At 44.9% G+C, this 15,234-nt stretch carries 12 protein-coding genes and 1 pseudogene; 7 read left to right on the top strand and 6 right to left on the bottom strand.

Annotated elements, in window-relative coordinates; translation table 11 throughout:
* Window positions 1–3 precede the first annotated feature (3 nt).
* Window positions 4–2,421 (bottom strand): Lon protease family protein, encoded by a 2,418-nt coding sequence (locus tag ACTTJ8_RS02040; protein WP_442715496.1) that lies wholly within the window; start codon window positions 2,419–2,421, stop codon window positions 4–6.
* An 84-nt stretch (window positions 2,422–2,505) separates the two neighbouring features.
* Between ACTTJ8_RS02040 and ACTTJ8_RS02045 the strand changes: the two genes are divergently transcribed.
* From ACTTJ8_RS02045 to recR, 5 genes are all read left to right on the top strand, one after another.
* A complete protein-coding gene (locus ACTTJ8_RS02045) occupies window positions 2,506–3,828 on the top strand; it encodes a hypothetical protein (RefSeq protein WP_442720181.1) in 1,323 nt (440 codons plus the stop codon).
* On the top strand, window positions 3,812–4,765 hold the full coding sequence (locus tag ACTTJ8_RS02050; protein ID WP_442720182.1) for a GNAT family N-acetyltransferase: 954 nt from the start codon (window positions 3,812–3,814) through the stop codon (window positions 4,763–4,765). Before ACTTJ8_RS02045 ends, ACTTJ8_RS02050 begins: the two co-directional genes overlap by 17 nt.
* Window positions 4,766–4,830: 65 nt before the next feature.
* Window positions 4,831–6,666, top strand: coding sequence for a DNA polymerase III subunit gamma/tau (gene dnaX, locus ACTTJ8_RS02055; protein WP_442720183.1), 1,836 nt, complete (start codon window positions 4,831–4,833; stop codon window positions 6,664–6,666).
* Window positions 6,663–6,974: a YbaB/EbfC family nucleoid-associated protein gene (locus ACTTJ8_RS02060; protein ID WP_442715492.1), complete on the top strand. Its 312-nt coding sequence runs from the start codon at window positions 6,663–6,665 to the stop codon at window positions 6,972–6,974. The genes dnaX and ACTTJ8_RS02060 overlap by 4 nt, the downstream gene beginning before the upstream one ends.
* Window positions 6,974–7,567 (top strand): recombination mediator RecR, encoded by a 594-nt coding sequence (recR, locus tag ACTTJ8_RS02065; RefSeq protein ID WP_442719904.1) that lies wholly within the window; start codon window positions 6,974–6,976, stop codon window positions 7,565–7,567. Before ACTTJ8_RS02060 ends, recR begins: the two co-directional genes overlap by 1 nt.
* A 234-nt stretch (window positions 7,568–7,801) precedes the next feature.
* Here recR and ACTTJ8_RS02070 read toward each other — a convergent pair whose 3' ends face one another.
* The 3 genes from ACTTJ8_RS02070 to ACTTJ8_RS02080 all read right to left on the bottom strand — a co-directional run bounded on the left by ACTTJ8_RS02070 (window position 7,802) and on the right by ACTTJ8_RS02080 (window position 10,950).
* Window positions 7,802–8,209: an outer membrane protein assembly factor BamD gene (locus ACTTJ8_RS02070; protein ID WP_442719903.1), complete on the bottom strand. Its 408-nt coding sequence runs from the start codon at window positions 8,207–8,209 to the stop codon at window positions 7,802–7,804.
* Between the two features lie 221 nt (window positions 8,210–8,430).
* The gene (locus ACTTJ8_RS02075; RefSeq protein ID WP_442720184.1) at window positions 8,431–9,741 is read right to left on the bottom strand and encodes an OmpA family protein; all 1,311 of its coding nucleotides are present in this window, start codon (window positions 9,739–9,741) and stop codon (window positions 8,431–8,433) included.
* Window positions 9,742–9,777: 36 nt separating this feature from the next.
* Entirely contained in the window at window positions 9,778–10,950 is a 1,173-nt protein-coding gene (locus ACTTJ8_RS02080; RefSeq protein WP_442720185.1) for an HD-GYP domain-containing protein, read from the bottom strand.
* Window positions 10,951–11,051: 101 nt separating this feature from the next.
* On the opposite strand from ACTTJ8_RS02080, the gene ACTTJ8_RS02085 reads away from it, so the two are divergent.
* The gene (locus ACTTJ8_RS02085) at window positions 11,052–11,888 is read left to right on the top strand and encodes a hypothetical protein (RefSeq protein WP_442720186.1); all 837 of its coding nucleotides are present in this window, start codon (window positions 11,052–11,054) and stop codon (window positions 11,886–11,888) included.
* Window positions 11,889–11,945: 57 nt separating this feature from the next.
* Window positions 11,946–13,418, top strand: coding sequence for a glycogen synthase GlgA (gene glgA, locus ACTTJ8_RS02090; RefSeq protein ID WP_442715486.1), 1,473 nt, complete (start codon window positions 11,946–11,948; stop codon window positions 13,416–13,418).
* Between the two features lie 162 nt (window positions 13,419–13,580).
* On the opposite strand, the gene ACTTJ8_RS02095 is transcribed toward glgA, so the two are convergent.
* Together ACTTJ8_RS02095 and ACTTJ8_RS02100 are read right to left on the bottom strand one after the other, a co-directional pair.
* Window positions 13,581–14,594, bottom strand: coding sequence for an EF-P lysine aminoacylase GenX (locus ACTTJ8_RS02095; RefSeq protein WP_442715485.1), 1,014 nt, complete (start codon window positions 14,592–14,594; stop codon window positions 13,581–13,583).
* A 383-nt stretch (window positions 14,595–14,977) separates the two neighbouring features.
* Window positions 14,978–15,234 (bottom strand): annotated as a pseudogene (locus ACTTJ8_RS02100) (Rpn family recombination-promoting nuclease/putative transposase); the annotation flags it as partial.

A 15,234-nucleotide genomic window follows, 5' to 3' on the forward strand; every position in this document is an offset into this window, starting at 1 on the left:
CCTCTACTTCCGGAATTCTTTTACTTTTTCAGCAAAGTCCCGCAATGCAGCAGACACCGCAGCTGTAACCGTAGCCGTCTCAAGCCCGCTTAATAGCTCGATTCCTTCATCAATATGTCCAACAGCCCATATTCTAAACTGCTTTTCAGCGATTGCCTTGATCACCCGTTCCGGTAAAAAAAGATTGTTTTTATTCTGCTTTGGAATGAGCACTCCTTGAGTACCGGTGAGACCGAGTATTGTACAGGTGTCGAAAAAACCGGTAATTTTTTCCGAAATACCGCCTACCGGCTGCACCATCCCCAGCTGATTTAAGCTGCCGGTTACCGCAATGTCCTGCCTAAGCGGTATCTTCCCGATTGCAGAAAGCAGGGCAAAAAATTCAGCACAGGATGCAGAATCTCCGTCGATCATCCCATAGGACTGTTCAAAACAGATAGCAGCAGAAATGGAAAGCGGGAAAGTTAGTGCATATTTTTGCCTCAAGAGCGAGCTGATAATGAGGTGTGCCTTATCATAAATCTCTCCGGAAAGTCCTGCTTCTCGTTCAATATTGATAATCCCCGCAGTACCCGGTGAGGCTTGAGCGGTAACACTGACCGGAATCCCGAAGGTATGAAAGCCTCGCTCTTCAACCGCAAGCCCGTTTACCTTTCCGACTGCGGTGCCGGAAGCATCAATTAAAATCTCCTTGAGCTGCACCATCTCCGCAAACTTTTCTTCCGGCAGTGCAGAAAGATAGTGCCTTCGCTCGATGGTTTTTGCGATAACCGCATCGGTAATGCAGTCAGAGCCGGCAGCTTTTGCTGTGTAATTTGCCTCTGCAACAAAATCCGCAATCTTCGTAAATTGAGCGGAGATTAAATGCCTGCTCTCCGAAAGCTCAACCGTATATGCAAGCAGTTTAGCATACCCTGAATCGCTGAACGGCAGCGAATGCCGGTTTTTCACAAAGGTTTCAATCAGTGAAAGCACCGCTGCCAGGTTCTCATCCGTCAACGGCATAACCGAATCAAACTCGGCGCAAACCTTAAAGAGCTTGTAAAAATCAGGATCCTCTTGATAGAGAATCTCGTAGGAATATTCCCCGCCGATGATAATCACTTTAAACCGCGCCGGAATAGGCTCCGGTTTTAAAAGAGCCGGGCTATGCGTACCGGCGGGAGGCATCTGTATGGTAATTTGCCCTGACTGCAGCACTCGTTTGAGGTACACCCACGAGTCTTCTTCCTCCAGTAAATCCTTGAGCCGCAGTACTAAAAAACCGCCTAATGCACGGTGTACTGCACCTCCGCGCAGATGGAGATGCCCGTTTATCAACCCGTCATCATCATCTCCGTGCCCTTCAACCGTGCCGAATAGATTAGCAAAGTTCGGCTGGTTTTCATTGATAACGTAGGGGGTATCATCGGTATTTTCACAGATAAGATTGATTGCATAACGCCCGAAAAATACCTTCTTATGCCGCGGAGACTTAAAAGGAACCGCATAGCTTACTGCACGGGCAATAAGATCAGATTCGGTTTTCTTTAAAAACGCCATAATCTTTTCGTTATTTTTTTGCTGGGTTTCCGTTTCTGCAGGATAGGTGCCGACAATCGCACGGGGAGCTTCAAACTCAGCTGCAATAATCGGTTTTAATAAATCAAGATACAGCTGTTTGAGCTTTTCTTCAGACTCTGCCCGTTTCCGCTTCAACATAGCAAAAAGATCACTGAGTTCATCAAGCGAAGCATAATATACTTCCCGCAAGCTATTCAACGCTTTTTCCGAAAATTTCTTCCGAGACACGAGGGCCTGCAACTCCCCAAACGGCATTTCTTTTCCCTTAATGATCGGCACTAAGTCGATGGACTGATTTGCATCCTCTTTAATCTGTAACAGCTTAAATCCCTGCTCAAGCATTTTTACTTCAAACTCTGCAAGCAAGGAATTTTCTTCGCTATCGACGGCTGCCAGCACTTTCTTTTTTGCAGATAAAAAGCTCTCCGATTTTTCCAGCTCTACAGCCTGTTTATAAATCGAGTCGATGGTATGTTTTACCGTATGCTGAAATTTTTTGCCCGCTCCCGCAGGAAAAAACAAGGCAATAGGCTCGGAAGGACGGCGGTAGTTATACACATACCCAATATCTTGCAAGTCAGCGGTATTTGGTTTATAGTCCTTGAGCAGCGAAGAAAGAACTGTCCGGCGGCCTGTTCCGGGTGCTCCCATAATAAAAATGTTATAGCCCTCGTCCCGAATACCTAAGCCGAGTTCAAGCGCAGAAACCGCACGGAGCTGTCCGACGATCGGTTTATTCGGCGCTTTTGCTTTTAATACTGCGATTTTTGATTCCGGTATATCAAATTGAATATCTGAAAGAGCAAGTTCCTGTGCAAAAACCTGCGGAACGGCGCTAGATGTTGATGACGTATTCAATGGTTTCAAAACTCCTTTTATGCATTTTGAGGAACCTCATCAGCCTTGAGAGGTACCCATATTTTCATTGAGTTGAGGAGAAATATGACTGATCTCTTATTGAGCCAGCTGTTAGTGCTGCTCATTTTACTCCCGGTGCTGCTGCGTCCTTTTTCAAAAAACTTACAAAAAGGCACAGCAATTCCTATCTTACCCTTTATCAGTCTTTTTGTCTGTATCTGTACCATTATTGGACAGGATATTGTGCTTTTTTCGGCGCTTTTGTTTTTATTTGTTGTGATTGTCTGTTTGTCTGAAATCATCCGGCTCATTGCATTTTTTCAAGGGGTCCTTAATGATTTTTATGGAATTGCTTCTATTATATTCCGTATCGTGCTGCTGCTGCTTTTTTGCGGAATGGTATATGCGGCATTCAGATTTGCCCCCGAAGCGCACACAAAAACAGAGCATCAGCTCGTGGTACGGTCTATTGATTTAACAACAGACACACCTCAGCGGCTGCAGCAAAAGCGGCAATTCTTTGAAGGGCGGTTGATAGAACGGCAAGGCGGCGCCGATAAAAAAGCGCTGGTGATTGTAACGGAAAGCTATCCGGATTCCGGTTATCCGGGAACTATTGCCGCTCTGCTGGCAGATCAGGGCTATACGGTAGCGGAATTATACACAACCCCTCACCGCATCATATCCCGTATGGACTTATACGTCCGGCTGTTCCGCATCATCGGTAAAAAAGACGCACGCTATCTTGCCAAAGAAGCAGAGCCGCACATCAGTTCGGCTTTTTCAGATAGTATCGAAACAATCCTGAACCGCTATGGAAGCAACAAACGGCTTTTTTTGTATACGGAAGGAATCTATACAGCACTTGCCGAACACTTCTGTGCTGCGCATCAAGGAGCCTTTACCGGGGTGTTTTTTAACCTCTCCGCTGAAGAACCCCTGCCTGCCATTCCCGAAGAGCGTATGCAAACTGTGTATACCGATGCGGATGACGGAGCTATAAACTCCGCCGCGTACAATCCTGTCGGTACGGACACTACAACTTCCGATGCCGTATTAAGTACCACTGCCGGCTCTGAATCCGGCGGCACTGCAGAACAGTATACCGATGCGGTTTCCACCCAAAATACACAGATGGAACTTGACGCGGCAGCCAAGCCGAATCCGGCAGCAAATACGAATTCCGCAGCAGATACGAATCCGGCAGCGGAGGCAAATCCCGCAGCAGCTGCGCCCGGTCTCCCGTTCTATTGCCGCATATGCCCCTACCGCCTCCTGACAGGCTTCGGTTCCCTGCGTGCGGATGATGTGTTGGCAGCGGAGCTGCTCGGCAGCGGGCGCAGCATCGGACGGAAAGACAAAGCCGCAGCCGCCGCAGCATTTCAGCGTTATGTACTATCTCTTTGAGCTGTGTACCCCAGCGAATATCTATGATGCGGCTGCATTCGTGCAGCAGCACGAATACTGCTGTGTCAATTTGGCACAGCAGGTGCGGCTTTGTCTGTACCCGGCATACACCGCGGGGTATAAAAAGGCAGCGCTCCTGTATGCTTGCCCGGATCAGTACCGTCAGGAGAAGACCTGCTGCGGAGTTCTCCTTTTCAGCACGAACGGAGCCCTGCTCCACTGCATCGGTATGGATGTTCCGCAGCATATACGTGAAGACTTCGGCAGCTTTTTTTTAGGAGCAGGGTTCGCGTATCGGAGTTTGCACGCAGTTATCGGCAGCAGAGCCTATACACTCGTGTTGGAACAGCTCATAACACAAGCTGCGAACGCAAACCGTGTGGGAACTGCGGAAGCCGCAGGAGCAGCGCTGGATGCCGCTGTTGATTATTACCTCATGCGCCATACCGGAATGTGCAGCGAGGCTTTTTGTAAAGCAGCAGAACGGAAACTGGGAGCGCCGCTTTCGATTGAACGGGCGCAGGAAGCGGACATTGATGCACTGCTTCCGCTCCAGTTGGATTATGACAATTCAGAAGTCGCATACGGCGGGCGGTCAATAGAACCTGCTGTTTCCCGACTCATCCTGCGTTCCCGGCTCCGCAGCGAATACCTCTATACGGTTTCATCTCAGGGGCGTATTCTTGCTAAGGCGGGAACCAATGCGCAAGGACTGCATTGGTTTCAGATCGGCGGCATCTATACCCTGCCGGAATATCGCAATAAGGGACTTGCGGCAGCAGCGGTTGCTCATCTGATCAATACCCATAGTGCGGAAGCCCACGGCTTTGCCCTCTTTGTCAAGACAGAGAACGCCGCCGCACTCGCACTCTATACAAAACTCGGCTTTGAGCAATGCGGTATGTTCAGAATGAGCTACTGGAAAGAGGCTGAATAAAAGAGGCTGCCGCTGCGGTTACAATATATCTTCCCATATAGGATATTTTATGCTACTATTTCCGGATGGAGTACCAAGTAACTGCAACGCGGCGCAGACCTCAGCGATTTGAAGATTTATTAGGACAGGATTTTGTGGCAGCAACGCTGCAAAAATCCATCGAAGCGGGAAAAATCGCTCATGCGTATCTTTTTTCTGGACCGCGCGGATGCGGCAAAACCAGTTCAGCCCGTATTTTAGCTAAAGCTCTGAATTGTGAAAAAGGAACCGTTGCAACTCCGTGCGGAACCTGTACATCATGCCGTGAAATTACAATGGGGTCGAGTATCGATGTCATTGAAATAGACGGTGCATCCAATACCAGTGTCAATGATGTACGGCAAATAAAGGATGAAATTCTTTTTCCGCCCAATATCAGCCGATATAAGATTTACATTATCGACGAAGTACACATGCTTTCCACCAGTGCCTTCAATGCCTTGCTAAAAACTATTGAAGAGCCTCCCCCGTATGTTATCTTTATTTTTGCTACTACAGAACTGCATAAGGTGCCAGCAACAATCAAAAGCCGCTGCCAGCACTTTCATTTTAAGCTTGTTGATGTAGAAGTCTTAAAACAAGCCCTCGCTGATGCAGCTGCGGAACTGCATATTGAAGCAGATGATGAAGCCCTCTATTGGATTGCACGGGAGGCAACTGGCAGCGTTCGTGACTGCTACACACTTTTTGATCAAGTTGCAGCCTTTTCAGACGGTCATATAACCTTCGACAAGATACAAAAAACGCTCGGACTCACAGGTTCGGATTCTATTGCCGCATTACTCACTGCCTGTGTCAAAAAAGATGCGGCAGCGGCACTGCTCACACTCGATACGATTCTGCAAAATGGAGTATCAACAGAGCAATTTACCGTTGACTGCACGAATTATCTCCGCAGCCTCCTGTTTATACAGCATGGCATTACAAAGGAAGCGCTGATTGGGCAGAGCGTTGAACGTTTCCCGCAAGAGATACTGCAAAACTGGCAGGCACAGCAGATTGAGCGTGCGCTCTATCTATTTCTCCAGCTCTTTAAAGATATGAAGTTTTCGCTTAACCCGCGATATGAATTGGAATTAGCTATTTCCCGCCTTGCATGGCTCTCTGACTATGTTTCTCCACGGGAACTCAAAGAAGCCTTTGATGCAGCTCAAGCGATGCTCACAGGCGGAGCCAGCATACCGGCACCGGTAGGGCAGCGTACATATCCTGCGTCAGGGATGCCCCTACAAGCTCAAAAAAACGTGAATGCAGCCCGGCAGTTCAATGCAGATACCGGTTATCAAAACACAGGTGGCAATGCTTCCACGATTTCACGCAGTAAAAGTGTGCAAACTATTCCTACAGGAGAAGCTGCGCCCCCTTTTCCTAAAACCGGCGGTGTTTTTGCAGCGAAGACCGCCGGCTTCCCTTCCACTACAGCGCAAGAACAAAAGCCGGCAACGCCGATACGTACAACCAGCGAAGTACAGCCTGTAAAAGTGCCGCAGACACCGCAGGTGGAAACCATCCAAGAACTGAAAGAAGTGCTTATTCAGCAGCTGCAGATAGAACATGCGATGCTGGCAACTGTACTGAGCAAAACTGCTGACTGGCACAAACAAGATGATCGTTTGTGCATCTCGGTATATACACCGTATGAGGCACAGCAGCTGCAGCGCGAAAAGAAATTCCTTTCGCAAAAAGCCGCCGCTCTTTATGGACAGACTCTGGAAATTGCTATCGAACTGATAGAAAAAAAAGCCGCGCCTAAAATTTCGGTACCTGCACGGGTAGAGATGGTACTGAGAAATTTTAAGGGGACTATTATTGATATACAAAAGAAAAATATTGAAGAAGAAGCGGAGGAGGGTGAAGAATGAATATAAATCCGTTTGAATTGATGAAAAATGCAAAAGAGCTGCAAGCTCAATTTGGGAAAATGCAGGAAGAACTTGCTGTACTGCGGGTACAAGGAGTTTCCGGAGGCGGTTTAGTAAAGGTAACATTGAGTGGAACCTTCGAAATGGTTAAACTTGAATTAGACCCTATCGTCGTTGATAACCGTGATATTCCTATGCTGCAAGACCTTATTAGATCAGCTCATACCGATGCCGTTGAAAAAATTAAAGATACATTAAAAGAAAAGCTCGGACCGCTTGCCTCTCTCACCGGAGGACTGCAGCTTTAATGGATGCACTTGAAGACTTAATTGACAATTTCTCACGACTGCCGGGAATTGGAAAAAAAAGCGCTGCCCGCCTTGCGTATCACATTTTAAAACAGGATCAGCAATATGCCCGACGCTTGGCAGAAAGCCTGCTTAATCTGCATGAGCGTATCCGTCCCTGTCCCGTATGCGGCGCTTTTACGGATAGCGGTACATGCAGTATTTGCGGTGATCCCAGCCGTGATGCTTCGTGTATCTGCGTGGTAGAGCAGCCGCAGGATGTCTATACCCTCCTCAATGTAGGAGAGTTCCGCGGGCTCTTTCATGTCCTCGGCGGCGTTATTGCCCCGCTGGAAGGTGTAGGACCGGAGCAGCTCCGTATTGCAAGCCTCGTACAGCGGGTACGTACTGCAGCCGTTAAAGAGGTTATTCTTGCAACAAATCCTACTATCGAGGGAGATACTACGGCGCTCTATATTCAAAAGGTACTGCAGGATTTACCGGTAGAAGTAACACGCCTTGCCTCCGGGCTTCCCGTCGGAGGCGACCTTGAGTATACCGATAAACTAACATTAATGCGCAGTTTTAAAGGGAGGTATAACTTCGGCTGCTAACATTGCGCAGCCTCGTTAACCGATGAGTTTGCTCATCGCAAACATCACTTATTGACGTATGCGCGTTCCGCGCACCAATGCAACAGTCTTCGAGAATTGACATTCTCTCAACTGTTGCATTTTGAGGGGGGTATAACTTTGGCTGCTAGCATTGCGCATCTATCAAACAATGGACATCATTTTGTTCATTGTTTGATGGCGGTATTGAGCGATAAGTTTCGCATGGATATGATGTTATTTGCCGGTTTTCAGCCCTAATTTTTCAGCCGCACGGGCATAATCAATCTTTGCGAGTTTATAGTAGTCCGGCGGTAAATACATACCCGTTTGTCCTTCATATTTGCTTAACACCGTTTCAAGTATGGTATACGCATCCCGCCACTTTTTCCGCTTAATATAAATATGGGCAATTTCATAGTCGGCAGCAGTACAAGCGCTTTCATCAGCAGCAAACCGCTTTAAAATCAAGCGGTAGTAAAACTCCGCTGCACGGTAATTTCCGCTATCAAAGGATTCTTGCGCCTTTTGTGTTAAATCAGCTGCAGTTGCATCTTCCTGAATATCTGCCTCTTTTGGAACGGTCATACAAGAAACAGAAAGCACAGCGCAAAGTGCAAGCAACAGTATTTTTTTTACTTTCATACCATAATCTCCTCATAGAATAGAAGTGAATATATTCGTAGTGATATGCACGGATATTAGACCTATTCGATAACTGCGTTTTCGAATAGGTCGACGAGTTTTAAATCGCGCAAATAGCACGATTTAGAACATCGCATTTCAAGGTAACCTGTTCAGAAACGGAAGTTTCCGAACAGGTTTATTAATTAGTTAAAAACAAGGCTTTTCCTGCAGATAATACCCTAATCTTTCAGAATAGTAATTTCTACCCGGCGGTTTTTTGCCTTATTTTCAGCAGTATCGCTGGGTGCGATAGGACGGGTTGCTCCATAACCGGCTGTTTTCATCCGGTGTGCCTCGATACCGCGTTTTGCCAACTCTTCTGCGATCTTATCAGCCCGCTGTAGAGAAAGTATCTTTTCCGATTCAGGGCGGTTGAGGTCTGCCGTATGCCCCTCAATTAAAAAGTGCGTATTTGGACCGACCCGTTTCAAAGCTTCAGCAATCAAGTCAAGCCGGACTGTTTCATCCGGTAGAATTGCAGGTGAATCCGCAACAAACCGTATATCATACATCGTAATTTTAATCACATTTCCGGGAGCTTTTACAGCAATTTTTTCAGGTTCATGGTCTAAAAAAAGCTTTTCTATATCACGGTATGTAAAGTAAAACTGTTCATCCATAAACGGATATATGGGCGAAACTTGCAGACTACCTTTGTCACAGATAACAACAACTTTTCCTTGGCGTAAAAGTTCCATATTTTCTTTTTTAGCAAGAATACGTTCTGCATCATCATTACTGATAATAGGATCCGTCCTGTTATCTCCAAAAACCCCCCGTGCAATAATCCGCAACGGTTCAGTGCCGATACGGTCACGGTACCGGCTTTCATCGAGTGTACTCGTATAGAATACAATTCCCTGCTTCTTTGCCTGCTGAGGATCCATAATATTTTTCTCGTAGATAAGATTCATATTCTTATTCCAGATTTTTGGAAACAGACAAGGATTGAGCTGTTCGCTCGAGTATTCGCCGTGCACCGGCAGCTGACCTCGTGCATCAATCAAAATACCCGTATATACTTTACTCGCTGTTCCAAAGGGAAAGAAGGAGGGTGTATACGGAGCATTATGTTTGACAAACAGATTAGCCAACTCTTGCAGGGAATTTTGATGGTATACAATGGCTGTTTGCAGCTCTTGAGACAATACAGGAGGTGTACTCTTACCGGTATTAATGACATTATTAACATCATTCAGCGATATTTTTTCTTCAGCAAGATAAGAGCCAACCCGATGCGATGAATCCACTAAAACGGATAGATACGCATTTTTTAAAAGGGAGAATCGGTTTTGCTGAATAAGCCGTATAGCAGCAGTCCGGTCGGTGGGCAAATATAAGCCGCTTTTGTGTAAATCTACAGTGATTTTCGAATCGACTTGGGCTGTTTCCCAATTTTGTACAGTCTGTGACTCCATTCCCGAAGGATATGCAGTACATACGGCGGTAAAACACAACAGAAAAACAGCAAGCGAAAATGAATATTTCATCGGTAACATCCTTATCATCTCTCATGAGAGGAACCTTTAGTCTTTTTTTCCTTTTCCTAGAGCAGCAATCCACTCTTCTTTCCGAGCAGGGCGCATAATCCGGATGCCATCCATCCCGGTTCTAATAGCCTCCGAAAACAACTCTTTTGCAGACCTATCAATAATCCGTACGATGGGGAAACGGGGATCATCGGAATTTGTGTCGATCACCTGCCCGACAAGATTATTTGAAAGATATACAAAACTGCCTATCGGGAAAAAAGAAAGGGAATTTAAAAGGGCGCGCAGTACTTCTTCATCATACTGCGAAGGTTCTTTCCGTAATATATTCAGTAAACCGGCTGCGGGTTCGTCCGCCTTTTTATACTTCCGCTGACCGGTCATTGCCTCATAGGAGCAAACAACGGCAAGGATTTTTCCATAGAGAGAAATCTTTTCTCCGGTTAATTTTTGCGGATAGCCGGTACCGTTTTCCCGCTCATGATGATCAAGCGTACCTAAACAGATCGGAAGCGGGAATTTTGCTTTTTTGAGAATTTTGCATGAAAGTACCGGATGAACATGCAAATACTTCTTCTCCTCATCAGAAAGTTCGGTTGCGCGTGAGTAAATATCTTCTGAGATATGGATCAGTCCAATTTCATGCATGAGGGCTGCAACAGCCAATTCAACGAGCTGATGACTTTGTAACTTAAGTTCAATTCCAAGCACAATAGCAAAAACTGCTGACCGCAGCGAGTGCGTAACCAAAAAATTGTCTGCATCATAGTGCATCAATGATTGAAGAATGAGTATTGCCTGCCGGTTATTCTGTACAAATGCATGCAGTTCCTTCATTTTGCTCAGAACTTTTTCCGTATCAAGGCTTTGGCTATTCCGATAGGTAGCATATACTTCAGCAGTAAAGTTAAAAAATGCTCGATACGTTTTTTCTACCTGTTCTCCGGACATCTTTTGTTCTGCAGAGCGGTTCTCTTTGACTCTATTATCCGCAATGTCCTCTTGCGGTTCGGCTTCCTCTTTAGCAGCTAATTCTTCTACAGCCTCACCCTTTGTATACAAAAGTGTAAACTGCCAATCACACAAAAGGCGCTTCATATCTTCTGTAAAACAGCTTTCTGCTGTAAATAGCAGAAACTTTTTATCGATATATACATCTTCTGTAAAATAAAGAGGAGATTTCAGTTCTAAAAGTTTTAATGTATTCACCTACGTACGCTCCTGTGATACCGCGGTAACCCGAAAACGATGCCGCTCACCTTTTTATTTTATGAGGTAAACGATATAATAGTGATTATAGGAGATTTTCCATGAAATTAAAAGTGCTCATTATTATATTTAATGCCGTTCTCTTAACCATTTTCTTTACCGTGTTTTCCTTTTCTTTTTTTACAGCCGGTACTGAATTTATCGGCAGTTTTTTGAAAAACTATTGGCTTTTTATTCTCTTCTTTTTTTGTTTTCTGACAGTAATCAATATTTTCTTTATTAACAACTGGAAACTCATCACAGCTCTGGAAGCAGAGGACTGGACAGCACTTTCTGCCTATTTGGAAGCAGAAATTTTTGAAAAAAAGCATGTTACCCGTAAAAAGGTGAGAATACTCTGTGAAATTAGCATCTTGCTTGGCGACTTTGAACTACTCAAACGGCTGGAATATCTCCTAGAAGAACAAAAACCCCGGTACATCAGAAAGTTTGCTACTCGCTTTGCTGCTGCAAAACTGATCGAAGGCGACTATCAGGAACTGAACAATTTTACCTCACGGCTTTCTATTTTTCCGAATATTTCACCCTGGATATATTTTTATAACGCATTTTCTTTGCAGATGCTCAAACAATACCCCGAATCGGCAGCAAAATTTTCACTTTTAATGAAAACAAAAAAAGAACCGCTTATCTGCCTTATCAGCAGCTATTTGCTTGCATCGGGGCTATGTCATTATCTAAGCATAGCAAAAGAAGAAGCCTGCAAGCATATTGAACAGGAAAAGGAAAAGCTCAAGCATCATTCATTGCAGTATTGGAAACAATATACCAGTAAGGAAAAGCAAACTATTCACATTCTGGTATTAACAAAAGTTATTGATGAAGCCTTGGTATGGCTGTTTCAAGATGATGAAGAGCACGCGATGTGTTTGCCGTAAATGCCCTTTTACAATTTAATATACCGTGTTATAATTACAAGTAAGGAGGATTGTACAATGCGAATATTGATGATAGCGAGCGAAGCCGTGCCTTTTGCAAAGACGGGCGGCTTAGCGGATGTAGTTTCCGCTCTATCGTATGCATTACAGAAGCTCGGTCATGATGTCAGAATCGTTATGCCGCGGTATTATAAAATTGATAGAAAAGATTTAATTCCCATTCCCGGAGCAATGGGGGTGACAATAGGCAATCAGGAGTATTGGACGGAGGTTTTTGAATCGGCGCTGCCTAACTCGGATATTCCTGTTTATTTTATCGACCATGAAGAAAGTTTTGGGCGGGATGGACTCTATGGTTCTATGTTTGAGCCGGATTTTAGCGACAACCCCAAGCGTTTCTCAATTTTATGTCACGCCGCATTTCAAGTGTGCAGAAAACAGCAATGGATACCCGATGTGATGCACTCGCATGACTGGCAAACAGCGCTTGTTTCCGTATTGCTTAAATTTAACGAGCAATATCCGGATTTTGCAGATACGGCGAGCGTATTTACAATCCATAATATCGGATATCAGGGTATTTACGGAAAAAGTCATTATCCTGATACAGGACTTGATTGGAAGTATTTTTATAATGCGGGATTTGAAGATTGGGATAGGATTAACTTCTTAAAGGCAGGGCTTTTATCGGCTGATCAGCTCACCACCGTTTCTCCGACCTATGCCGAAGAAATTCAGCGTATCGAATACGGCTTTAGAATGCATGGTATTCTCTGCTACCGGAAAGACGCTTTAACCGGTATTTTGAATGGCGTTGATACGAATGTATGGAATCCTAAAACCGATAAACATATTCCGGAAAACTATACTTCGAGATCGCTGCGTAAAAAAGCAGAAAACAAAAAAGCCTTGCAGCAAAAGATGGGGCTGCCTCAAAATGAAAATATACCGGTATTCAGTATGATCTCGCGCCTAACCGATCAGAAAGGCATCGCTGAATTATTCGGTCCTGCGTATGGAGCCGCATTTAAGCTTTGCACTAATCTTCAGTTACAAATGATTGTGCTCGGATCCGGCGACCGATGGTGTGAAGATGAATTACGCGCCCTTTCACAGCGGCTGCCTAATCTCCGAGTTTATATCGGTTATGATGAAAATTTAAGCCACTTAATCGAGGCAGGAAGTGACTTCTTTTTAATGCCGTCCCGCTATGAACCATGCGGACTGAACCAAATGTATTCACTTTTATACGGAACCTTGCCCATCGTACGCAATACTGGCGGTTTAGCGGACACCGTGCAAAACTACGATGAACAAACAGGCAATGGTACCGGTTTTGTCCTCGATCTTCTCAGCCCTGATAGTATCTATAATACAGTTGATTGGGCGGTAAACACCTGGTTTAAGCGCCATGAACATATCGAAAAAATGCAAAAGAAAGCAATGTCGCAAGATTTTACCTGGGATACTTCTGCAAAGAAATACCTTGAAGTATATCAAAAAGCGGTAACTGCTAAACAGCACCGGTAAGATAAATCACTCAGGGATTCTGCATTAAAATTACATTCTATTTGTTGCAGAGGGTTATATCAGCAGGAATAGCATACACACCATGCCTCAATGCAGAAAGTATTGGGTATGGTGTTCTTAAAGGTATTTGTAGATGTCTATTGCAGCCTACAGCGATGCCTCTTAGCATATCAGCGTTTTTCTCCCGCAGAGTAGCATAATAAGGCGGTCAAATCCCATTGCAACACCCGAACAAGGGGGCATTCTTGCACATATTTCGCCAAAGTTTTGAGGAATAGGGTGGGGTACCCGGGCAAGCTGTTTTTTAGCGGCGGCTTCTTCCGCAAAATACCGGTTGATTTCATCGGCGTTGCGCGCTTCGGTATAACAATTTGCCAGTTCTACTCCGCGCACATAGACCTCCCACCGCTCCTTAGTACTCCATACAATAGGGTGCCCATCTGTGGTTGTACGGTTTTCTGTACGCTCACCGGCGAGGCAGGGTACCCGTGCAGGATAATCCAGCAATGCAGTCGGCATGTCAGGAGGAAGATTGGGTTCAACACAATGCACTAAAAGCAGCTCATAAAGATCATCCCATGCCCAGGCTTCATACTGATCGCGAGTGCCAAGCCCCTGCTGTTCTGCATGAACAGCCAATTCCTGAGCTGTTTCAGCTTCTGCGAGGGAAAAACCGGCATACTTCAGGAAAGCTTCGTCCATAGTAAGTTGTAAAAACGGTTTGGAAAGGATGGTACCGAGTTCAGTATCTGCGAGCGGCAGATTCCGTACCGCCCGCACCATTTCCTGCAAAAAGGATTCGGTAACAGCAATAGAAGTCTTATAATCTGCATGCATTGTATAGTATTCAAGCATGGTAAATTCCGGGCTATGGATATGTCCTACGGATTCACAGTTACGGTAACACTTTGACAGCTGAAATACAGATCTGCCATGTGCAGCAATAATCGGCTTTATAAAAATTTCCGGCGATGGTACCAAAAACAGCGGAACGGCAGCATCTGCACCGGTTTTAAAGGGTTTGAGGTATTCCGTACGGAACACCTCAAGACAGCTTTCGGGAATCAAAGCCGGAGCAAGAGCCGGTGTGTCCAACTCTAAGTAGTGATGTGTAATAAAAAAATTCCGCGCAGCTTGCAAACAGGCAGCACGGAACTCAAGTGTTTCAATATCCATATCTTTTTTCCATGATATTTTTTATATGATGATAGCGAACCTCTAAAAACATCAAACCTATCGGCTTGTTCTGTAAGGAAATGATTTAGCACATTTGTTAAGACGGATTGCAAATCAGTTTTTTTAACAATTAGTCCTAAAATTTCTTCTATATGGGTCAAAATCCCTATCATTGTGCATTAATGGAAATCTATTTTCTATACAAAATTATTATAGATTAATTCATAGTCTAAAATATTTGTATGAGGTGTATCAATGATTATTAAGGAACAATATTCGTTCTCATAATAACTCTAGGGATTCCGCATTATAAAAAGCTAGAAACTTTTTATAATCAACATACCTCGGCGCTGCATGTGAGGATTAACCCTTCGCACGAATCATTAATTCAGTGTTTCTACTTCCTGTACGGTCAAACCGGTTGCTTTTGCGATATTGTCAATAGATAAACCTATCACAAGTAAGTTACGCGCTGTTTCGAAGGCTTTTTGCCGTGAGCCTTCAGCAAGACCGAGCGATTTACCTTCAGCAAGACCGAGCGATTTACCTTCAGCAAGTCCAAGGGATTTACCCCGTTCAACCCCTGCACTGAATTGTGTCTCTGAGATGGTCGTTATATCGCTTTTCAGCTTCATTCTTG

The sequence above is a fragment of the Treponema sp. genome (assembly GCF_052169735.1).
Lineage (GTDB): Bacteria > Spirochaetota > Spirochaetia > Treponematales > Treponemataceae > Treponema.